The organism is Bradyrhizobium sp. JHI2711 (assembly GCF_056156565.1).
In genome coordinates this window covers 354720-374824 of sequence record NZ_JBPZPT010000002.1, presented here as the reverse complement: position 1 = coordinate 374824, position 20105 = coordinate 354720, and the positions used below count along the sequence as shown (strand labels likewise).

Genomic DNA, 20105 nt, shown 5'->3' with positions numbered 1-20105 from the left:
TGCGGCAGGAATGTGATTGGGCCCAGGTTGGCAGTCGCCCCCATCATTCTCGCGCAGCCAATCCCAGCGCATCGGCCATGACACGGAACACTTCGGTATTGTCCATCGAGCCGTGCACGCGCTCGCTCCCCGGGCCCGCCGCCGTGACAATGACGTCCTCGCCCGAATGCACGCTGGCGCCGACCAGCGACGACAGATTGCCGGGGCGCAGCACCGCGCCCGGGACCTCCTTGTATTTGTCGTTGGCCTTGAAGGTGCCGTCGTCGCCGGCCTTGACGGTCGGCTCGTTGGGATTGTCGAGCTTCGGACGGAACGTCTCGTAATGATCGGGCAGGCTCGCCGAGAAGATGGCAAGCCGGCGGCTCACGTCGATGCGTGACGGGTAGCCTTCCGCGTCTGGGGCCGGATAGTTCGGAAATCCGGCCTTGTCGTAAACCCCGACGCGCTCGCGTAAGGGAACGTTGGGCACGGTGGCCATGTCGTCATTCACTGTGCCGACCAGGCTGTTGGGGTGATTGTGATCGGCCAGCACCAGGATGAGGGTGTCGTCGCCGCGTGCGCGCGCCCATTCGCGCGTCTGACGCACCGCGTTGTCGAGCATGATCGTGTCGTAGACCGCGCGCTCCATGTCGAGCAAATGCGCGTATTTGTCGATCATTCCGGATTCGACCATCAGGAAGAAGCCGGCTTCGTTCTTCGAGAGGATTTTCAACGCTGCCTGCACCTGTTCGGTCAGATCAGGCTGCTCGGGGAATTTCTTGACGCCGCCGCCCTTGAGGAATTTGCGGTCGAGCGCGCCGTCCATGTTGCCGGTGGCGAACAGGCCGAGCAGCTTGCTCGTCTCCTGCTTGGCGGCAGAGGCGCTGAGCTCGCCCGCGGTGGTCGCCACCTGATAGCCGGCATCGCGAAACTTCGCGATGTAGTCGGTCTCGTCCTTGCGCTTGGAGCCGGCAGCCGACTTCGGCAGAAAATTTGCGCTGCCGCCGCCCAGCATCACATCCGGCTTTGCCGCGAAGAACTGCTCGACGATGTCGTCATAGGCGGCGCGCCGGCGGGTGTGCGCGACCATCGCCGCCGGCGTCGCGTCTTCGATCTCGGTATTGGTGACGACACCGATCGCCATACCGAGCCGCCTTTTGGCAAGGCTGGTGATGGTTTCGACCTTGGGATCGTCGAGCGGGCTTGCGCTGCGGTCAGCGTAGACGCCGAGGGCATTGACGGCGCTCTTGTGCCCGGTCGCATAGGCGCTCGCCGAGTTCGCGGAATCCGTGATGATCGAGTCCGAGCCGGCGGTTGCCACCAGGGCCATATGGGGCATGTCGTCGATGGCGAGCTTGCCGCGGCTCTTGCCTTCCGAAATGCCCTTGGACAGGATTCGCGCGGCGACCCGATGCGCCGGCGACATGCCATCGCCGATGAACAGGATGACGTTCTTCGCCTTGCGCGGGCCGGTGTCGTAGACCGTCCAGGTGACGCTGCGCTGGCGCGTGCCGTCGCTCACCTCCACGGCGACGCTACCCGGCTTGGTCAGCGTGACGTCGCGCAGGACCAGGGCCGACTGCTCCTTGCCGTCCTCGCGCTCGACGAAGGTTCCGGAGCGGCCGAACGCGGCCGCGTAATCCGCGCCGTTCACCGTCACCTTCAACTTGGCGGGATCGACCAGCCCCGGGAGCTCGACCTTGAAGTCGAACTTGGCTCCCGCCAGGATCTCGGCGCGGTCGATCGGATAGATCGTCTGCGCCGACGATGATGATGCCCAACAGAGAACAATGAGAGAGGCGAGTGCCGATCCCCTGACCATGTGCGATGCTCCGCAATCCCGTTTCCAACAGTGGAAGCGTAGCGGTCGAGAATGACAGCGTCATTAAGCTCGGAGCGCGGATGGAGCGAAGCGCAATCCGGGCTCCGGAAAGCCTCAGCCCTTATCGCTCTCGAGCCGGAAGATCTGCGAGCCTTCGCTGCCCGACAACAGGCCGGTCTTCGAATAGAGACCGAGCTTGGTGCGGGTGTCGGCGATGTCGAGGTTGCGCATGGTGAGCTGGCCGATGCGGTCGGCCGGCGTGAAGGCGGCGTCCTCCACCTTCTCCATGCTCAGCCGCTCCGGCGCATAGGTAAGGTTGGGGCTCTCGGTGTTGAGGATCGAATAATCGTTGCCGCGGCGCAGCTCGAGCGTGACTTCGCCGGTGACGGCGCGGGCGACCCAGCGCTGTGCGGTCTCGCGCAGCATCAACGCCTGCGAATCGAACCAGCGGCCCTGATAGAGCAGGCGCCCCAGGCGCATGCCGCTGATGCGGTACTGCTCGATCGTGTCCTCGTTGTGGATGCCGGTGACGAGGCGCTCATAGGCGATGTGCAGCAGCGCCATGCCAGGCGCCTCATAGATGCCGCGGCTCTTGGCCTCGATGATGCGGTTCTCGATCTGGTCGCTCATGCCGAGGCCATGGCGGCCGCCGATCGCGTTGGCCTCGAGGAACAGCGAGACCGGATCGGAGAAGGTCTGGCCGTTCAGCGCGGTCGGCTGCCCTTCCTCGAAACGCACCACGACCTTCTCGGCCTTGACATTGCAGTCGTCGCGCCAGAACGGCACGCCCATGATCGGGTTGACGATCTTGATGCCGCTGTCGAGGCTCTCGAGATCCTTCGCCTCGTGCGTGGCGCCGAGCAGATTGCTGTCGGTCGAATACGCCTTCTCCGCGCTCATCTTGTAGGCGAAGCCTTGCGCGGTCATGAACGCAGACATCTCGGCGCGGCCGCCGAGCTCGTCGATGAACTGCTGGTCGAGCCAGGGCTTATAGATCTTCAGGCCGGGATTGGTGAGCAGGCCGTAGCGATAGAAGCGCTCGATGTCGTTGCCCTTGAAGGTCGAACCGTCGCCCCAGATGTTGACGCCGTCCTCCTTCATGGCCGCGACCAGCATCGTGCCGGTGACCGCGCGGCCGAGCGGCGTGGTGTTGAAATAGGTGATTCCGCCGGTCGAGATATGGAAGGCGCCGGACTGGATCGCGGCGATGCCCTCGTGGACCAGCTGCGTGCGGCAATCGACGAGGCGCGCGTTCTCGGCACCGAACTCCATCGCCTTGCGCGGGATCTCGTTGTAGTCGGCTTCATCCGGCTGGCCGAGATTGGCGGTGTAGGCGTAGCAGCGCGCCCCTTTCTGCTTCATCCAGAGCAGCGCCGCAGAGGTGTCGAGGCCGCCCGAAAAAGCGATGCCGACTTTCTCACCCTTGGGCAGGCTTTTCAGGATCGTGGTCATGGGGCTTCCAATCGGGTCTCAAGCTGATGTGACGGGTGGGTTTGACCGCGCGAATATCAAATTTCGCGGGGCTCGGCACCCCTTTAATAGCTCAAACCGAGGGCTCGGGGCCGGTCTTGCGGCCGAACAGGCGCTGGCGCAGCCGATAGGCGGGCATGTTCAGCCGGGTCAGGGCAGCATCCACCGCTTCGTCCGAGAACCGCGTGCGCGGCCAGCGATAGATCAGCGCGTAGGCGAACCAGATCACGACGAAGGTGACGAGGCCCGCGATCGAAACGTCGGTGAAAAAGTGCCCGCCGAAGGCCATGCGCAGGGCGCTGGTCAAGGCGCCGAACACCACGGCGGCGGCATAGGCGAGCGGCCGCCACGCCGGCGGCGCCAGCGCGGCCGGCGCCAGCGTCCAGAACGCCGTCGCGCCTTCGCCGGAGAAGAACGAGCAATTGCGCCCGCAGCTGCCGCGCGGATCCCACCACGGCACGAATTGCTGATCGCCGGCAAACTCGGTCACCACCACCGGACGCGGACGGCCCCAATAATTCTTGAACGTCAGGTTGGTCAAAATACCGGCCGACATGGTCATCGTCACCAGCAGGAAGATGACCGTACGCCCCGGCACCATCAGCGGCCGGTCGGGCCGGATCATCTTGACCACGAGCGCGACGATCGAGGGAAGGGCGAAGGCCCAGGCGATCCACATCGCCGCATCGCGCGCAAAGCCGGCCCAGCCGTTCAGCTTGAGCGGAAACGTCTTGGTCTCCGCGTCGAAGAACAGCGAAGCGAGCTTGAGATCGAGCTCGGGATAGAGGCCGAAGACGACGCCGATCACGAGCCACAGCGCCAGGGCGATGAAGAGTCCAGTCCTGTTCATGGCGCGCGGTTTAGCGGAGTGGGATGGAGATGGAAACCCCAGGGGAGGGTAGGAAACTCACCGCGGGCCCGGCCTTGAATTCGCCGGCAATGGCGGCGGTGGTTTCCGCGGGGACGGCGGTTCGCGCCAGGCGCCGGCGTTGCGGCCGGCGATCAGCCAGTAGACGAAGCCGGCAACGATGCCCGCGCCCGTCATGATCTCCAGGTGACGCCGGACGATGCCCTCAAACTGCAACGTGTCGGAATGGAACGGGACGAGGCCGAGATAGCAGGCGAGCCCGACAAGGCCGCCGCCGACCGCATAGGCGATCGCACTGCGGATATAGAGCGCTTCGGTGATCGCGACGATCACCGCCGCCGGCACCAGCGCAAAGCCGGACACGAAGATGAAGCCGAAGCCGAGCAGGATGTCGATCGTGCCCTGGTCGACCGGACCGGCGCCGAGATCGGCGAACTCCGGAAACAGCAGCGCGACGACGACGATCATGCCGCCGACAAAGCAGGCGGCGAGGAAGCCGATGAAGATGACGACGAGGCGGCCGATCAGGGACATGACGTCAAAATCACCTCGCCGTCATTGCAAGGAGCTCGCGACAAAATTGCGCAGCAATTTTGCGCTGATGCGACGAAGCAATCCAGACTGAGGCCGCGGAGATATTCTGGATTGCTTCGCTGCGCTCGCAATGACGAGGAGGCGGGAGCGTGGGCATCCCGACCTAATCCGTCATCGCCATGGCGCGCAGCGCCTGGCGCTCGCGCGCCGAGAGCTTTTCCGTCTCCGACTTGAGCTGGCCGCAGGCGGCGAGGATGTCGCGGCCGCGCGGGGTGCGCACCGGCGAGGAATAGCCGGCGTTGAAGATATATTCGGAGAACTTTTCGATCTGGTCCCAGTCGGAGCATTCATAGGCGGTGCCGGGCCAGGGATTGAACGGGATCAGGTTGATCTTGGCCGGAATGCCCTTGAGCATCTTTACCAGCAGTTTTGCATCGTCGAGCGAATCGTTGACGCCCTTGAGCATCACATATTCGAAGGTGATGCGGCGCGCGTTCGATGCGCCGGGATAGTCGCGGCAGGCCTGCAGCAGCTCCTTGATCGGATATTTGCGGTTGAGCGGCACCAGCTCGTTGCGCAGCTCGTCGCGCACCGCGTGCAGCGAGATCGCGAGCATGACGCCGATCTCCTCGCCGGCCCGCACGATGTTCGGCACCACGCCCGAGGTCGACAGCGTGATGCGGCGGCGGGAGATGCCGATGCCTTCGTTGTCGCCGACGATCAGAAGCGCATCGCGCACCGCGTCGAAATTGTAGAGCGGCTCGCCCATGCCCATCATCACGATGTTGGTGACGCGGCGCGTGCCGTCCTCGCGATCGGCCCAGTCGTTGAGACGGTCGCGCGCGACCATCACCTGGCCGACGATCTCGCCGGCGGTGAGGTTGCGCACCAGGCGCTGGGTGCCGGTGTGGCAGAAGGCGCAATTGAGCGTGCAGCCGACCTGCGAGGAAACGCAGAGCGTGCCGCGGTCGGTCTCGGGGATGTAGACGCATTCGACTTCATGCGCCTTCTGAACATTATCGCCGCTCGGCAGGCGCAACAGCCATTTGCGGGTGCCGTCGTTGGAGATCTGCTCGGCCACGACTTCCGGCCGGTCGACGGTGAAATGCTGGGCGAGCTCGGCGCGGATGCCCTTGGAGATCGAGCTCATCTCGTCGAAGCTCTGGGCGCCGCGGAAATAGATCCAGTGCCACAGCTGCTGCACCCGCATCTTGCGCTGGGCCGGCGCGACACCGATCTCGCCGAGCCGATCGGCAAGCTCGGTGCGCGACAGGCCGATCAGCGACGGCTTGGCCGGCGGCACATAGGTTTCGAGCGGGGTCTTCTCCACCAGGAGGCCGTTGTGCGGCTCGGTCGTCGGTTGCATTGAATGGACCTAATGGCTTGGTCGTTCCGGGATGGTCCGAAGAGATCGCGAAGCGACCCTGAGGACCAGACCCGGAACCTCGGAGATTCCGGGTTCGTGCTGTGCGCGCCCCGGAATGACGAAGAAATCTGGAACGGCCCCTATATAACAACCGGAACCGCCGATTGCGACCTTATCGCCCGCAGTCTTAACGCCGGCAATCCTGCGCGATCTTGTCGAGCGCCTGGGCGAGGCCCTTCAGCGAGAAGGTGTCGGTCGTCTCGGTCCCCTTGGCCGAGACGCCTTTGACGACGAGATCGGCGGATTTGCGCATGGCTTCGACCATCCGCTCCTCCTCGGCCGCGTTCTTGATCCAGAGCCCGTCCCCCTGCGTGTACATGGCGAAGGAGGCGCCGCCGACCTCGGCGGTCGATTCCGAGCCCGGCTTCAGCGCATAGCCGATCATGACCGAGACTTCGTTGTTGACCTTCTCGGCCGGCCGGGTCGAGACGAAGGCATAGGCGGGATCGCGCGGCCGGTTCGGCGGATTGGTCTTCGACGATGACGGCTTGGCCAGCGCGAAGCAGACCTTCTTGCCGTTCGGCGTCGCCGAATAGGCACCCCAGGTGCCGAACTGCCCGATCAGGGTCGGCTCCGCGCCCCCCGCAACGGCCGCAGCCGGGGCCGCCGGCTTGCTCTCGGGCTTCGGGGCCGCCTTTGCGTTGGTGTTGGCCGGCGGCGCCGCCGGCTTCGGTGCCGCCTCTTTTGGAGCTGGACTGGACTTGGGCGTCGGTTGCGCCGTCTGCGCCCGCGCAGACACGGCGATTCCCCCGGCCGCCACGCCAGTCATCAAAGCTAAAATCAGCACCCGCCACATGCCGCGTTGGTTCCCTCAATATTGTGACTGGAAGATGGCCCGAGCGCGCTTTGTCCCCGGGCAGGGATAGCCGGGAAAGTTCAATTTGGGAAGGCAGTTAGCGGTATCTTCGGCGGCTAGGCCCTGGATCGGGCGGCGCGTTGCGCGGCCCATTGCGCCTCGGTCCAGCCGAGCAAATCCTCGGCGCCGGAACTGCGCAGATGCGCGCCACCGTCGATCACCACCATCTCGCCATTGATGTAGGCGGCGTGATCCGAGACCAGGAAGCTGGCGAGATCGGCGAGCTCGCCGTGCTCGCCGGTGCGGCCGAGCGGATTGCGCGAGGTCCAGCCTTCGTCGCGGCCTTCGGGACGGAGCTGCCCGGTGGCCCCTGCGGTCGGAAACGGGCCCGGCGCGATCGCCACGGTCCGGATGCCCTTCGGGCCCCATTCCACCGCAAGACTCCTGGTCATCGCCAGCAGTGCGGATTTCGCCATCGCCGAGGGAACGGTGAAGGCGCGGCCGGTAATGGTGGAGGTCGAGAGGATCGACAGCACGACGCCGCGATGGTTAGCCTCGATCCAGCGCCTGCCGGCGGCGAGCGTGCAATACATCGCGCCATGCAGTGTCGGCGCCAAGATCGCGTCCGCGGCGCGGAAGGAGAGATGCTCGCTCTGTGCGATGAAGGTGGCAGCGGCATTGTTGACGAGGATGTCGAGCGGCGCCTCGCGCCAGATCGCATCCATCATGCCGTCGACCGCCGCACCGTCGCGGATATCGCAGGCGATGGTGATGACCGTGCCGCCGGTCTCGTCGCGCATCTCGCGCGCCGTCGCCTCGAGCCGCTCGAGCTTGCGGCCGCAGATCACGAGCTCGGCGCCGAGCGCGAGGAAGCGACGCCCCATCGCAGCGCCGAGACCCGAACCACCCCCGGTAATGAGGGTGCGCTTGTTCTTCAGCAGGCTTGTTTCAAACATCGTTTGATCCTTTCTCCGCGGATTTCGTCATTGCGAGCCACCGGGTCCGCGCGAAGCGCGGCCCGATGACGGGCTTCGCGAAGCAATTCAGACTATTCCGCAGGACGGACTCTGGATTGCTTCGCTGCGCTCGCAACGACGGAGGATAGGCCGTCGCTGACCCCAGACAAAGAATCCGGATTGTCGCCACTGCCTAAATCCGGCAGAAACGGCCAAACTATAATTCCACCCGAAACGCCCTCAAGGTGCCGCCATGAAAGCCATCCTCTGCTCGCAATATTGCCAGCCCGACGACCTCGTCCTGACTGAGGTGCCCGATCCGGTGGCGGGGCCCGGCGAAGCCGTGATCGCGATCAAGGCGGCGGCGCTGAATTTCTTCGACATCCTGATGATCCAGGGCAAGTACCAGATCAAGCCGCCGTTCCCGTTCTCGCCGGCCGCGGAAGTTGCGGGCGTGATCGAGAGCATCGGCGCTGGTGTCACTGATCTCAAGGTCGGCGATCGCGTGGTCGCCTCCTGCGGCCACAACGGCGCACGCGAGAAGATCGCGCTGCCGGCGGCATCGATCGTGAAGATCCCCGACAATCTCGACTACGACCGCGCGGCCGGCATCATCATCATCTACGGCACCGCGCTGCATGCGCTGGAAGATCGCGCCAGCCCCAAGCCGGGCGAGACGCTCGCTGTGCTGGGCGCGGCCGGCGGCACCGGCCTTGCGGCCTGCGAGCTCGGCAAGCTGATGGGCTTGAAGGTCATCGCCTGCGCCTCGTCGGACGAGAAGCTCGAATTCGCCAAGGCGCACGGCGCCGAGCTGACGCTGAACTATGCCAAGGAAGATCTGAAGGAAGGCCTGCGCAAGCTCACCGGCGGCAAGGGCGTCGACATCATCTTCGATCCCGTTGGTGGTGCTTACGCCGAACAGGCGCTGCGCTCGATCGCATGGGAAGGCCGCTTCCTCGTCATCGGCTTTGCCGCCGGCGACATTCCCAAGATGCCGCTGAACCTCGCGCTCCTGAAGGGCTGCGACATCCGCGGCGTGTTCTGGGGCGCCTGGACCCGGCTCAACCCGGCCAAGAACCGCGCCAATCTGGAGAAGCTGGTGAAGTGGACCGCGGAAGGCAAGATCTCATCGCATGTCGACCGCACCTTCCCGCTGGCGCAGACGGCCGATGCGTTGAAGGTGTTGGCGGGACGTCAGGCCATGGGCAAGGTGATCTTGCATCCGTGAGGATGCGAGACGGAAACGCGTTTGTCGCGACCTGCACACCACACACTCACTGTCATCGCCCGCGAAGGCGGGCGATCCATTACTCCGTGACGTCAGCGATTGAACCGGGAGGCCGCGGCGTACTGGATTCCCCGCCTTCGCGGGGAATGACAGCGGAAGGCGTGGCGAAACTGTTACGCTGCCTCGACGTCCGCCTCCTCCACCCCACGCTTCAGCGCGGCGCGGGCGGCCTCGCGATGCTCGTTCGTGATGTGGCCGGCAACCATGCGGATGGCAGTGGCGAGCACGGCGGCGTCATCGGCGAAGCCGAGCATGGGCATCACGTCCGCGACGAAATCGAACGGCAGGACGAAATAGGCGATTGCACCGAGCAGCGAAGCCTGGACGTGACGCGGCGTCTGCCGGTCGAACGCGCAGTAATAGGCGGCAAGTAGATCCTCCGCGAACGGCAGATGCGCAGCGACCCGCTTCAGCTTGCGCCAGAAGCGGCGGCGCACGCTCTCGCGATCTTCCGCGAGCCGATCGGCCGGCTCGAAGCCAACGCTGTGCTCGGCAGCCATGCTCAAATGCTCCCCGTTCTGCGGGAGGCGGAGGACCGCCCGATCCCGGCTGATCACAAGATGGGGATGCAGCCGGTCCCTGCAAGACGTCTGCTTCAAGACGTCTGCTTGGTGTCAGCCTGCGATGGCGTTCATCGCCTTGGCTAGCGCCATGTCGCGCGCGGTGACGCCGCCGGCATCGTGGGTCGACAGCACCACCTCCACCGTCTTGTAGACGTTGCGCCATTCGGGGTGGTGATCCATCTTCTCGGCGACCAGCGCGGCGCGGGTCATGAAGCCGAACGCCTCGTTGAAATCCTTGAAGACAAAGGTCTTCCCGATGGCGTCGCGGCCTTGGACGTCAGTCCAGCCGGATAGTCCGCCCAGCGCTTGCCTGCGCGCCTCCGCCGAGAGCCGTTCTGCCATGGTCGTCTCCGTCCTCTAGGGGGAACTTTACTCTAACACCGCCCCGGCGCCCCGGTTCATACGGGATTTCCTGCATCCGCTAACCATGACGGAGATGTAACCCCGCCGGACAAGAAATTTGCTACAATTGCGGGCGTAAATCGCCGGCCAAGATGAAACTGAGCCTGAAGCGCCTGTTTGGGAGACCGATGACCGGGGGATTGGACCTGGCCGAAACGCCCCCTCCGCCTTCGCCGCGATCCGCGGCGCGGAAGACGGCGCTCGTGTCTCTGGCGTTCCTGCTTGCGATCGTTGGCGTGGTCGCAGGCGGCTATTACTTCGCGATGCGTCCCGTGACGCTCAGAATCGCGGTCGGCCCCGCCAACAGCGACGACGTCAAGGTCGTGCAGGCGCTGACGCAAGGCTTCGCGCAGCACAAGAGCTATGTGCGGCTGCGCCCGATCCAGACCGACGGCGCAACCGCCAGCGCCAATGCGCTCGCCGAAGGCAAGGTCGATCTCGCCATCGTGCGTGGCGATCTCGACGTGCCGAAGAACGCACAGGCGGTCGCGACCCTGCGCAAGAACGTCGTGGTGCTGTGGTCCGTGCCCGCCAAAGGAAAGAAGAAGGGCGCGAAGATCACCAAGATCGCGCAGCTCGCCGGCCATCGCGTCGGGGTCGTCGGCCGCACCCAGGCCAACGTCAATCTGCTCAAGGTGATCCTGCACCAATACGGCGTCGACCCGGCCAAGGTCGAGATCGTGCAATTTCCCGTCAATGAAGTTGCCGAGGCGATCAAGGCGCAGAAGGCCGACGTCTACCTCGCGGCAGGCCCGGTCAACAGCAAGATCACGGCGGACGCGATCTCGGCATCGGTCAGGGAGGGCGGCACGCCAACCTTCCTCGCCATCGATTCCGCCGATGCGATCGCGCAAAATCATCCAGTCTATGAAGCGGGCGAGATCCCCGCCGGCACCTACGGCGGCTCGCCCGACCGGCCCGAGGACGAGGTCAAGACCATCAGCTTCGCGCACCACATCGTAGCGCGCAAAGGCGTGTCCGAGGCCGACATCGCAGCGTTCACGCGCCAGCTCTTCGCCGTGCGCCAGCAACTGGTGACGGAATTCCCGCTGGCGGCGAAGATCGAGACGCCCGACACCGACAAGGATGCAGTGATCCCGGTGCATCCGGGTGCGGCCGCCTTCGTCGATGGCGAGGAGAAGACCTTCCTCGACAAATACAGTGACTATATCTGGTGGAGCCTGATGGCGCTCTCGGCCATGGGCTCGGTCGGCGCCTGGTTCGCCGGTTATCTGAAGAAGGACGAGCGCGACAACAACAATCACCAGCGCGAACGCCTGCTCGACATGATCGCCGCGGCACGCAAGTGCGAGACGACCGAAGAGCTGGACCAGATGCAGACCGAGGCCGACGAGATCCTGCGCGACACGCTGCGCTGCTTCGATCACGGCGCGATCGAGGAAGCCGCGCTCACCGCCTTCAACATCGCACTCGACCAATTCCACGCCGCCGTCGCCGACCGCAAGGCTGTGCTGTTCAGCCTGCCGCCGAACCTGCAACGTGCTAGCGCGCAGTTCCGGGCCGCCGGCAACGCGTGAGCGCCCGCGCGCGTTATTGCTGCGTCACATTGTCTCAATATAGCTCCCAACGTCATTCCGGGGCGATGCGAAGCATCGAACCCGGAATCCATTGCGCAGCATTCGCGGGGAGACATGGATTCCGGGTCGGCGCTACGCGCGCCCCGGAATGACGGACTCGCCCGCAAGCCCCGGGGTCGGAGCCTCATGACCATCACATTCTCCCGCCGCCGCTTCCTCGCCAGCAGCGCCGGTGCGCTCGGCACAATGGCGATGCCGTATCTTTCGCGCGCGGCTGATCGGCCGGCGGTCACCCACGGCGTGCAAGCGGGCGACATCACCGTCGATGGCGGCGTGGTGTGGGCGCGCGCCGACCGTCCATCGCAGATGCTGGTCGAGGTCGCCACGAGCGAGTCCTTTAGGGACGCCCGCGCATTGCCGCCGATCGCGGCGCTGCCCGAAAGCGACTTCACCGCAAAGATGCTGGTCGAGAATCTTCCGGCCGGCCAGGACATCTTCTACCGCGTCCGCTTCCGCGATCTCTCCCACACCGCGATCGAGGGCGAGGCGGTGACCGGCCGCTTCCGCACCGCGCCGGCCGACCGCCGCGACGTCAGCTTCGTCTGGGGCGGCGACGTCGCAGGGCAGGGCTGGGGCATCAATTCCGACGACGGCGGCATGGTCACCTTCTCGACCATGCGCAAGCACCGGCCGGATTTCTTCCTGCACTCGGGCGACACGATCTATGCCGACGGTCCCATCCAATCCGAGGTGAAGCTCGCCGACGGCAAGATCTGGAAGAATCTGACCATCCCGGAGAAGGCCAAGGTCGCCGAGACGCTGGACGAGTTTCGCGCCGCGTACAAATACAATCTCACCGACGACAATCTCCGCGCCTTCAATGCCGAGGTGCCGGTCTTCGTGCAGTGGGACGACCACGAGGTCACCAACAACTGGTCGCTGTCGAAAGACTTGCCGGCCGCCTACAAGGTGCGCGACATCTCACTGCTCGCAGCCCGCGCGGGCCGGGCCTTCCACGAGATGTACCCGATGCGGGAGAGCATCACTGAACCCGGCCGCGTCTATCGCCAGATCTCCTACGGCCCGCATCTCGACGTATTCGTGCTCGACGAGCGCAGCTATCGCGCACCGAACGGCGCCAATCTCGAAACCGCCTATGGCCCCGCCAGCTATTTCCTCGGCCCGGAGCAGATCGCCTGGCTCAAGCGCGGCCTGCTGAATTCGCGCACGACATGGAAGGTGATCGCATCGGACATGCCGATCAGCCTGATCGTTTCCGACACGCCGAAGGGCGGCTCGGAAGCCGTTGCGCAGGGCGACGGCCCGGTGCGTGGCCGCGAGTTCGAGATCGCCGACATCCTGCGCTTCATCAAGATGGCGCCGATCAGCAACACGATCTGGCTGACAGCGGACGTGCACTACGCCGCCGCGCATTATTACGATCCGAACAAGGCGCAATTTCAGGAGTTCGAGCCGTTCTGGGAGTTCGTCTCGGGCCCGCTGCACGCGGGCACGTTCGGCCCGAACGCGCTCGACAATACCTTTGGTCCCGAGGTGCGCTTCGTCAAGGCGCCGGGCAAGGACAGCCAGAATCTGCCGCCGTCCGCGGGCATGCAGTTCTTTGGTCACGTCAAGATCGACGGCGCGTCCGGCCGGATGACGGTGACCCTGCGCGATCGCGCCGACGTCGCGCTGTGGTCGACCACGCTCGATCCGAAGCTTGCGTGACGGCCAATTCGAAGCCGGATAAACCCTCCGGCCGGCCCGGACGACAATTGCGAGCGCCAGCGCATTTTCGAGGGCGTGATGCCGTCCGAGCCATGTTCGAGTTGATACCGTGCCGTTCAGCCGCCCAACGATCGTTATCGCGCTGCTGCTGAGCGCAGCATCCCCCACATGCGCGCAAACCCAGGACAGAGCGACGCTGGTGCGCGAGGCCCTCGCTTCGCCTTACGGCAAGGCGCTGACCGCCGAGCTCGGCAAGTCACTGCGCGCAAGCGCCGACCCGGCATGTCTGACGGATAAGGGGTTGGCTGCCGACCAGCTCGAACCGCGCGGCCGCGATATCGTCATCAGATGGGGCACACGCATGTTGGAAGGCGCATCGGCGTTCATCGACCGGCAGATCTCCGACAATCCATTTGCCGGCGCAGCCGAATTGGAAAGCCTGAAGAGCAATCCGGATGTGAAGCGCTATCTCGCGATGGAAGAGCCGATACGTCAGGCGAAGATCCTGGATTTGATCTTCGAGCATTTCGACCGCTACAACGTGATCGCCCGCGTGAAACTTGGAGGGGTCTATCCATTGCAGACAGGCAACGAAGCTCTGCTCCGTCTCAATCCGACCGATGCAACGGAAGAGCGGTTGGAGACGTTCGCCAGGAAGAGTCGCTCGAAGGCGCTGAAACGTTTCCTGCAATTGTCCGATCAAGAGGCGATTGCGCAGAGTGCGGCGATCAGGAAGGCCTCATCGCCGGCGCCGTTTCCGCACACCTTCTTCAAGGGCGTCGAGACCGACCTCGCCGAGCTCTGCATTCGCTCCGGCAAGTAGCGATCAGGTGTCCCGTGCCTGCAGCGCCGCCTCCAGCGCCTCGCTCGAGCACGGCTTCTGCAGCCGGGGCCGGCCCGCCAATTCGGGCGGAATGCGCGCCTCTGCGCCGTAGCCGGTGACGAACACGAACGGAACCTTTAGCGCGATCAGCCGCTCGGCGATCGCAAAGCTTGTCTCGCGGATCAGCTCGACATCGAGCAGCGCGAAATCGGGTCTCCGTTTCGCAATGGCGTTCAACGCCTGCGTCACCGAACCCACGGTCCGCACGGCGGCCACACCAAATCCGAGCAGGCGATCCTCGAAATCGATCGCGATGATCGGATCGTCCTCGACGATCAGAACATCGGCCGGCCAGCCTGTGCCATTGGAGTGTGCAGGTACCATGATCGCATCTTGGTTTGGGGTTTTTGGATCAGGACTGCCGCGACACGATGCCTGCGCGCAGCGCATCGGGGGGTTCCCGGAACGAAACTCACCACATCATCGTTCTCTGGTCTGTCCACTTGTGCACACAGGAAACGGATGGAACTCGCTAAGGTGGGAGGAAGGGTGGGAGTTCAGAATGGATGCGCGTATCGGCAAGATCACCGAGGTCGAGAGCCGGCCGGCCAACAATCTGCTGCGGCGTTTGAGTCAGGTCGACTACGGCCTCGTGGCGCCGCACGTGACCGTCGAGGACTCTGCAGCCGGGCACTTGCTCTACAATCCCGGCGATGACGTGCAGGTGGTCCACTTCCCCTGCGGCCCGTCGCTCGCGACTTTCCTCGTCCCCAACGAGGATGGCCGCGACGTCGAAACCATTCTGGTCGGCCGCGAAGGCGCGGTGGGCGGCATCGTCAGCGAGGGGTTTCTGCCGGCCTATACCCGGATCTGCGTCAAATTCGGCGGACCGTTTGCGCGCATTCACGTTGCCAAGCTGGAAGCGGCCAAGCTGCGCTCGGCATCATTGCGCAACGTCTTTGCCCGCTATGCCGATTGCATGCTGGCCCAGATCTTCCAGTCGACCGCCTGCAACGCGATCCATTCGATCGAGCAGCGCACCGCCAAATGGATCCTGGCGGCGATGGAGCGGACCGGCGACGAGACCAGTGTGCCGCTGACCCACGAACAGCTCGCGACTTTGCTCGGCGTTGGCCGCTCCTATGCCAGCCGCGTGCTTCAGTCGTTCAAGGCCGAAGGCGTGCTCGACACGCGGCGCGGCTCGATCCTCGTCCGCAACCGCGACGGCCTGAGGCTGCGCGCCTGCCTGTGCAACGATGCGGTGAAGATGCATTTCGAGGAGGTGCTGCGCGGGGTCTATCCGACCGAGGAGCGGGAGGCGGGGTAGCTTCTTCCTTCTCTCTTGTGGCGCTATAATGCGCGGCGCGCCGCTCTAACCGCGGTCGTGCTATACTGGCCCCGCATGAGCGGGGCTTTCCTTCACACTCTCTTCGACATCCTGGCCTGGCTGGCGGCGGCTACCGCCGTCTTTTGGCTGTCGCGACGGGGCTTGCAGTTTCCCTCGCAATCCTTCGCGCTGCCCTATATCGCCACGCTGGTGTTTGGCGCAGGCCTTGGCGCCTATCTGTTCGGCTCCGCCAATCTGTGGCTGTCCGGGCAAAGCGGCATTGCGCGCTCGGTCGAGGGCGGGCTGGCGGGCGGCATCGTGGCGATCGAGCTCTACAAATGGTCCGCAGGCGTCACGGTGCGAACCGGCGCGCGCTTCGCGCTGCCGCTGGCGCTCGGCATCGCGATCGGCCGGATCGGCTGTTACTTCGCAGGGCTCGACGATTTCACCTATGGCACGCCGACGGCGCTGCCCTTCGGCCATGATTTCGGCGACGGCGTTCGCCGCCATCCCGTGCAGCTCTACGAGAGCGCGGCCATGGCCCTGTTCGCGCTCGCCTATGTGGTGGCGGTCTTGAACCGGAACGCGTTCACGATCACCAATGGTTTCTACCTGGTGCTCGCCTATTACGGAATGCAGCGCTTCCTATGGGAATTCCTCAAGCCCTATGGCACGCTGGTCGGGCCCCTGACCCTGTTTCACCTACTGTCGCTGTCCGTCCTGCTCTACGCCGCATTCATGCTCGCGACGGCACCCCAAGCGAGACGCTTACAAAACGAGTCACTTGCATGAACGCGCCGTTGCGTAAGTCGCGCCCCTACATCTTCTGGGGCCAGACCCAATCTCTTTGCGAGACCTGCCTGAAGCTGGTTCCGACCAAGATCCAGATTCTCGGCAACGAGGTCTGGTACGAAAAGCGTTGCAGGGAGCACGGCGTGCAATCGACGTTGGTGTCGACCGATGCCGCCTATTGGCGGCTGTGCAAGGATTTCATCAAGCCGGGCGACCGGCCGCTGCAATTCCAGGAACGAACCCAATTCGGCTGCCCCTATGATTGCGGTCTCTGTCCCGACCACGAGCAGCATTCCTGCCTGGCGCTGATCGAGATCACCGAGCATTGCAACCTCACCTGCCCGGTCTGCTTTGCGGAGTCCTCGCCGGCACGAACCAAATTCACGCCGCTCGCGACGGTGGAGAAGATGCTCGACGCGCTGGTCGCGAGCGAGGGCGAGCCCGATCTCGTGCAGATTTCCGGTGGCGAGCCAACGCTGCATCCCGACTTCTTCGCGATCCTGGACGCGGTGCGCGCCCGGCCGATCCGCCACGTCATGATCAACACCAACGGCCTGCGCATCGCCCGCGAAAAGGATTTCGTGGCGCGGCTCGCCGAAAATAGGCGCGGGCTGGAGATCTATCTCCAGTTCGATTCGCTGCATCGCGATGCGCTGATCAACCTGCGCGGCGCGGACTTACGGAAAATCCGCCAGCAGGCGCTGGAAAATCTCGAGCATTACGGCATCTCGACCACGCTGGTCGCGACCATCAAGCGCGGCGTCAACGATTCCGAGATCGGCGACATCGTGCGCCACGCGCTGACCTGGACGTGCGTGCGCGGGGTGACATTGCAGCCGGTCCAGGATGCCGGCCGCAACGAGAGCTTCGACAAGAATACCGACCGCATCATGCTGTCGGAGATCCGCAAGCGCGTGATCGAAACCGGCGTGTTCGGCGACAAGGACATGATCCCGCTGCCCTGCAACCCCGAGAGCATCTCGATCGGCTATGGCCTGCGCAACGGCGAGAAGGTGCTGCCGCTGACCTCGTTGATTCCGCAAGAGCAGCTGGTTGCGGTGATGCCAAACACGATCAGCCCGGAAAAGTATCCGATGCTGCGGGAAAAGTTCATCGACCTGTTCTCGCTCTCGTCAGGGCCCCTCAACACGTCCGAGCGCGTCTGCGAATTGTTGTGCTGCCTGCCGAGCTTTCAGGTGCCGGACGGCCTCACCTACGAAAACGTCTTCCGCGTCACCATCGTGCAGTTTCTCGACCGCTTCAATTTCTGCGTCGGCAACGTCAAGCGCAGCTGCATCCATTTCGTGACCGAGCAGGGGGCGATCATCCCGTTCGACACCTACAATCTGTTCTATCGGAATGGCGCCATCTCCCGGATTCGCGCCGGGCTCGAGGGGCAAACCTATCACGAGGCGAGGCAAACCGAGGAGGCACCACGATGAGCGACACGCCACCGCCGGTTCTACCGCCACCCGCACCAACGCCCGGCCCAGCTCGCAGCGGTTGCCTCACCGCGCTGATGGCGATCGCCGGGATCTTCATGCTGCTGCCAGGTCTCTGCGCACTCCTGTTCGGCGGAGTGTCGATGTTCGAGGACGGCAAGATCACTGGCGACATCGCGCCGTTCGTCCTTCTGGGACTGGTCGTGGGCATCGGCGGGGTCGCCATGATCTGGGCGGCCATCAAGGGGCGCAGGGTCCCCGCTCACCCCCCGACCCAGCCCTAAGCCCCGGGGATTCCCGGACAAAATTCAGTCAACCAACGGTCAAAGAACACATTGTTTTTTGGCCGTTTTTGCATATATTGCGCCGCAACGCGCAGGGCGCCCGGTCTGATATGGCCGGGCTTCCTTTTTGGGCGGAAAGCGCCCCGTTTCCAGTCTTCCAGCGTTGTTTCGAGAAGAGGTCCCGGTCCGACCGGCGAGATCGCGCTTAACCCATTGTTCGACCGCAAAGAAGCTCACTCATGAATCTTCGTAACGTCGCCATCATCGCCCACGTCGACCACGGCAAGACGACCCTGGTCGACAAACTCCTGCAGCAGTCCGGCACGTTCCGCGAGAACCAGAAGGTGACCGATCGCGCCATGGATTCCAACGATCTGGAGCGCGAGCGCGGCATCACCATCCTGGCCAAGGCGGCCTCGGTGCAGTGGAAGGACACCCGCGTCAACATCGTCGACACCCCCGGCCACGCCGATTTCGGCGGTGAGGTCGAGCGCATCCTCAACATGGTGGACGGCGCCCTGGTGCTGGTCGACGCCGCCGAAGGCCCGCTGCCGCAGACCAAATTCGTGGTCTCCAAGGCGCTCAAGGTCGGCCTCAAGCCGATCGTCGTCATCAACAAGGTCGACCGCCCCGACGCGCGCCCGACCGAAGTCATCAACGAGGTGTTCGACCTGTTCGCGGCGCTCGATGCCAGCGAGGAGCAGCTCGATTTCCCGATCCTCTACGGGTCGGCCAAGCAGGGCTGGATGGCGGATAGCCCCGAAGGTCCGCAGGACAAGGGCATGGAGCCGCTGTTCGACCTGATCCTGCGCCACGTCGCCCCGCCGAAGGTCGAGGAAGGTCCGTTCCGCATGATCGGCACCATCCTCGAAGCCAACCCCTATCTCGGCCGCATCATCACCGGCCGCATCTCTTCCGGCACGCTGAAGCCGAACCAGCAGGTCAAGGTGCTGAACGCCGACGGCAAGCTGGTCGAGTCCGGGCGCATCACCAAGATCCTGGCATTCCGCGGCCTCGAGCGCACCCCGCTCGATGAAGCCGAAGCCGGCGACATCGTCGCGATCGCGGGCCTCACCAAGGGCACCGTCGCCGACACCTTCTGCGACCCGACCGTCGAGGTGCCGCTGCCGGCGCAGCCGATCGATCCGCCGACCGTGTCGATGTCGTTCATCGTCAACAACTCCCCGCTCGCCGGCACCGAAGGCGACAAGGTGACGAGCCGCATGATCCGCGACCGTCTCCTGCGCGAAGCCGAGGGCAACGTCGCGCTGCGCGTCGTCGAATCCGCCGACAAGGACGCGATGGAAGTGTCGGGCCGCGGCGAACTCCAGCTCGCGATCCTGATCGAGACCATGCGCCGCGAGGGCTTCGAGCTCTCGGTGTCGCGTCCGCGCGTCGTCTACCAGAAGGACGAAGCGACCGGCGCAACCATGGAGCCGATCGAGGAGGTCGTGATCGACGTCGACGAGGAGCATTCCGGCGTCGTCGTGCAGAAGATGAGCGAGCGCAAGTCCGAGCTGATCGAGATGAAGCCGTCCGGCGGCAACCGCCAGCGCCTGGTGTTCTACGCGCCGACCCGCGGCCTGATCGGCTACCAGGGCGAATTGCTCACGGACACCCGCGGCACCGCGATCATGAACCGCCTGTTTCACGGCTATGCCCCGTACAAGGGCGAGATCCAGGGCCGCCGCAACGGCGTCTTGATCTCCAACGATCAGGGCGAAGCAGTGGCTTACGCCATGTTCAAGCTGGAAGACCGCGGCCCGATGATGATCGAGCCGGGCTGGAAGGTCTATCGCGGCATGATCGTCGGCGAGCACACCCGCGACAACGATCTCGAGATCAACGTGCTCAAGGGCAAGCAGCTCACCAACATCCGCACCACCTCGAAGGACGAGGCGGTGCGCCTGACCCCGCCGATCCGCATGACGCTGGAAAAGGCGCTCGCCTATATCGAGGACGACGAGCTCGTCGAGGTCACCCCGAAGTCGATCCGCCTGCGCAAGAAGCACCTCGACCCGAACGAGCGCAAGCGCGCGGAAAAGGCCAAGGAAGCGGTGGCGTAGG

The 20105-nt window shown here is 64.5% G+C and carries 19 protein-coding genes; 9 read left to right on the top strand and 10 right to left on the bottom strand.

Translation table 11 applies throughout. The features are described from left to right. Positions 1-43 precede the first annotated feature (43 nt). The 7 genes from ACTEK7_RS14305 to ACTEK7_RS14275 form a co-directional block, all read right to left on the bottom strand. Entirely contained in the window at positions 44-1801 is a 1758-nt protein-coding gene (locus ACTEK7_RS14305; RefSeq protein ID WP_225148245.1) for an alkaline phosphatase, read from the bottom strand. 114 nt (positions 1802-1915) lie between these two features. Beyond that, on the bottom strand, positions 1916-3253 hold the full coding sequence (gene argG / locus ACTEK7_RS14300) for an argininosuccinate synthase (protein ID WP_225148244.1): 1338 nt from the start codon (positions 3251-3253) through the stop codon (positions 1916-1918). 91 nt (positions 3254-3344) lie between these two features. Then, positions 3345-4121 carry a phosphatase PAP2 family protein gene (locus tag ACTEK7_RS14295; RefSeq protein WP_225148243.1) on the bottom strand — a complete coding sequence of 259 codons (777 nt, stop codon included), beginning with the start codon at positions 4119-4121 and terminating at the stop codon, positions 3345-3347. Positions 4122-4178: 57 nt separating this feature from the next. Next, complete coding sequence (locus ACTEK7_RS14290) at positions 4179-4673, bottom strand: hypothetical protein (RefSeq protein WP_036038777.1); 495 nt, start codon at positions 4671-4673, stop codon at positions 4179-4181. A 163-nt stretch (positions 4674-4836) separates the two neighbouring features. Further along, positions 4837-6039 (bottom strand): dual-specificity RNA methyltransferase RlmN, encoded by a 1203-nt coding sequence (gene rlmN / locus ACTEK7_RS14285; RefSeq protein WP_036024187.1) that lies wholly within the window; start codon positions 6037-6039, stop codon positions 4837-4839. A gap of 187 nt (positions 6040-6226) precedes the next feature. Then, complete coding sequence (locus ACTEK7_RS14280; RefSeq protein ID WP_036002810.1) at positions 6227-6895, bottom strand: invasion associated locus B family protein; 669 nt, start codon at positions 6893-6895, stop codon at positions 6227-6229. A gap of 116 nt (positions 6896-7011) precedes the next feature. Then, on the bottom strand, positions 7012-7851 hold the full coding sequence (locus ACTEK7_RS14275; RefSeq protein WP_225148242.1) for an SDR family oxidoreductase: 840 nt from the start codon (positions 7849-7851) through the stop codon (positions 7012-7014). Between the two features lie 253 nt (positions 7852-8104). Here ACTEK7_RS14275 and ACTEK7_RS14270 point away from each other — a divergent pair, with 253 nt between their 5' ends. After that, positions 8105-9079, top strand: coding sequence for an NADPH:quinone oxidoreductase family protein (locus ACTEK7_RS14270; RefSeq protein ID WP_036002812.1), 975 nt, complete (start codon positions 8105-8107; stop codon positions 9077-9079). Positions 9080-9252: 173 nt separating this feature from the next. Here ACTEK7_RS14270 and ACTEK7_RS14265 read toward each other — a convergent pair whose 3' ends face one another. After that, positions 9253-9639 (bottom strand): YkvA family protein, encoded by a 387-nt coding sequence (locus ACTEK7_RS14265; RefSeq protein WP_036038785.1) that lies wholly within the window; start codon positions 9637-9639, stop codon positions 9253-9255. 114 nt (positions 9640-9753) lie between these two features. Then, positions 9754-10044: a 4a-hydroxytetrahydrobiopterin dehydratase gene (locus ACTEK7_RS14260; protein WP_036002826.1), complete on the bottom strand. Its 291-nt coding sequence runs from the start codon at positions 10042-10044 to the stop codon at positions 9754-9756. Between the two features lie 152 nt (positions 10045-10196). On the opposite strand from ACTEK7_RS14260, the gene ACTEK7_RS14255 reads away from it, so the two are divergent. From ACTEK7_RS14255 to ACTEK7_RS14245, 3 genes are all read left to right on the top strand, one after another. Then, on the top strand, positions 10197-11642 hold the full coding sequence (locus ACTEK7_RS14255) for a TAXI family TRAP transporter solute-binding subunit (RefSeq protein WP_225148241.1): 1446 nt from the start codon (positions 10197-10199) through the stop codon (positions 11640-11642). Between the two features lie 186 nt (positions 11643-11828). Continuing rightward, positions 11829-13370, top strand: a complete 1542-nt coding sequence (locus ACTEK7_RS14250; RefSeq protein WP_225148240.1) for an alkaline phosphatase D family protein — start codon at positions 11829-11831, stop codon at positions 13368-13370. Between the two features lie 199 nt (positions 13371-13569). Beyond that, complete coding sequence (locus ACTEK7_RS14245; RefSeq protein WP_225148239.1) at positions 13570-14193, top strand: hypothetical protein; 624 nt, start codon at positions 13570-13572, stop codon at positions 14191-14193. A 3-nt stretch (positions 14194-14196) separates the two neighbouring features. Here ACTEK7_RS14245 and ACTEK7_RS14240 read toward each other — a convergent pair whose 3' ends face one another. Next, positions 14197-14577 (bottom strand): response regulator, encoded by a 381-nt coding sequence (locus ACTEK7_RS14240; protein ID WP_225148238.1) that lies wholly within the window; start codon positions 14575-14577, stop codon positions 14197-14199. A 178-nt stretch (positions 14578-14755) separates the two neighbouring features. On the opposite strand from ACTEK7_RS14240, the gene ACTEK7_RS14235 reads away from it, so the two are divergent. From ACTEK7_RS14235 to typA, 5 genes are all read left to right on the top strand, one after another. Continuing rightward, on the top strand, positions 14756-15520 hold the full coding sequence (locus tag ACTEK7_RS14235) for a Crp/Fnr family transcriptional regulator (protein ID WP_036002835.1): 765 nt from the start codon (positions 14756-14758) through the stop codon (positions 15518-15520). Positions 15521-15595: 75 nt separating this feature from the next. After that, complete coding sequence (locus tag ACTEK7_RS14230) at positions 15596-16312, top strand: prolipoprotein diacylglyceryl transferase family protein (RefSeq protein WP_225127910.1); 717 nt, start codon at positions 15596-15598, stop codon at positions 16310-16312. After that, the gene (locus ACTEK7_RS14225) at positions 16309-17754 is read left to right on the top strand and encodes a radical SAM protein (RefSeq protein WP_225148237.1); all 1446 of its coding nucleotides are present in this window, start codon (positions 16309-16311) and stop codon (positions 17752-17754) included. Before ACTEK7_RS14230 ends, ACTEK7_RS14225 begins: the two co-directional genes overlap by 4 nt. After that, positions 17751-18038, top strand: a complete 288-nt coding sequence (locus ACTEK7_RS14220; RefSeq protein WP_074447589.1) for a hypothetical protein — start codon at positions 17751-17753, stop codon at positions 18036-18038. The genes ACTEK7_RS14225 and ACTEK7_RS14220 overlap by 4 nt, the downstream gene beginning before the upstream one ends. 239 nt (positions 18039-18277) lie before the next feature. Beyond that, entirely contained in the window at positions 18278-20104 is a 1827-nt protein-coding gene (typA, locus tag ACTEK7_RS14215) for a translational GTPase TypA (RefSeq protein WP_036002847.1), read from the top strand. Position 20105 lies beyond the last annotated feature (1 nt).

Bases quoted from the DNA above. Each gene is read 5' to 3' on its own strand.
- ACTEK7_RS14295 (WP_225148243.1), bottom strand. From the start codon at position 4,121: ATGAACAGGACTGGACTCTTCATCGCCCTGGCGCTGTGGCTCGTGATC.
- ACTEK7_RS14275 (WP_225148242.1), bottom strand. From the start codon at position 7,851: ATGTTTGAAACAAGCCTGCTGAAGAACAAGCGCACCCTCATTACCGGG.
- ACTEK7_RS14240 (WP_225148238.1), bottom strand. From the start codon at position 14,577: ATGGTACCTGCACACTCCAATGGCACAGGCTGGCCGGCCGATGTTCTG.
- ACTEK7_RS14280 (WP_036002810.1), bottom strand. From the start codon at position 6,895: ATGTGGCGGGTGCTGATTTTAGCTTTGATGACTGGCGTGGCGGCCGGG.
- ACTEK7_RS14265 (WP_036038785.1), bottom strand. From the start codon at position 9,639: ATGGCTGCCGAGCACAGCGTTGGCTTCGAGCCGGCCGATCGGCTCGCG.
- ACTEK7_RS14255 (WP_225148241.1), top strand. From the start codon at position 10,197: ATGAAACTGAGCCTGAAGCGCCTGTTTGGGAGACCGATGACCGGGGGA.
- ACTEK7_RS14220 (WP_074447589.1), top strand. From the start codon at position 17,751: ATGAGCGACACGCCACCGCCGGTTCTACCGCCACCCGCACCAACGCCC.
- rlmN (WP_036024187.1), bottom strand. From the start codon at position 6,039: ATGCAACCGACGACCGAGCCGCACAACGGCCTCCTGGTGGAGAAGACC.
- ACTEK7_RS14235 (WP_036002835.1), top strand. From the start codon at position 14,756: ATGGATGCGCGTATCGGCAAGATCACCGAGGTCGAGAGCCGGCCGGCC.
- ACTEK7_RS14225 (WP_225148237.1), top strand. From the start codon at position 16,309: ATGAACGCGCCGTTGCGTAAGTCGCGCCCCTACATCTTCTGGGGCCAG.
- ACTEK7_RS14290 (WP_036038777.1), bottom strand. From the start codon at position 4,673: ATGTCCCTGATCGGCCGCCTCGTCGTCATCTTCATCGGCTTCCTCGCC.
- ACTEK7_RS14305 (WP_225148245.1), bottom strand. From the start codon at position 1,801: ATGGTCAGGGGATCGGCACTCGCCTCTCTCATTGTTCTCTGTTGGGCA.
- ACTEK7_RS14260 (WP_036002826.1), bottom strand. From the start codon at position 10,044: ATGGCAGAACGGCTCTCGGCGGAGGCGCGCAGGCAAGCGCTGGGCGGA.
- argG (WP_225148244.1), bottom strand. From the start codon at position 3,253: ATGACCACGATCCTGAAAAGCCTGCCCAAGGGTGAGAAAGTCGGCATC.
- typA (WP_036002847.1), top strand. From the start codon at position 18,278: ATGAATCTTCGTAACGTCGCCATCATCGCCCACGTCGACCACGGCAAG.
- ACTEK7_RS14230 (WP_225127910.1), top strand. From the start codon at position 15,596: ATGAGCGGGGCTTTCCTTCACACTCTCTTCGACATCCTGGCCTGGCTG.
- ACTEK7_RS14270 (WP_036002812.1), top strand. From the start codon at position 8,105: ATGAAAGCCATCCTCTGCTCGCAATATTGCCAGCCCGACGACCTCGTC.
- ACTEK7_RS14250 (WP_225148240.1), top strand. From the start codon at position 11,829: ATGACCATCACATTCTCCCGCCGCCGCTTCCTCGCCAGCAGCGCCGGT.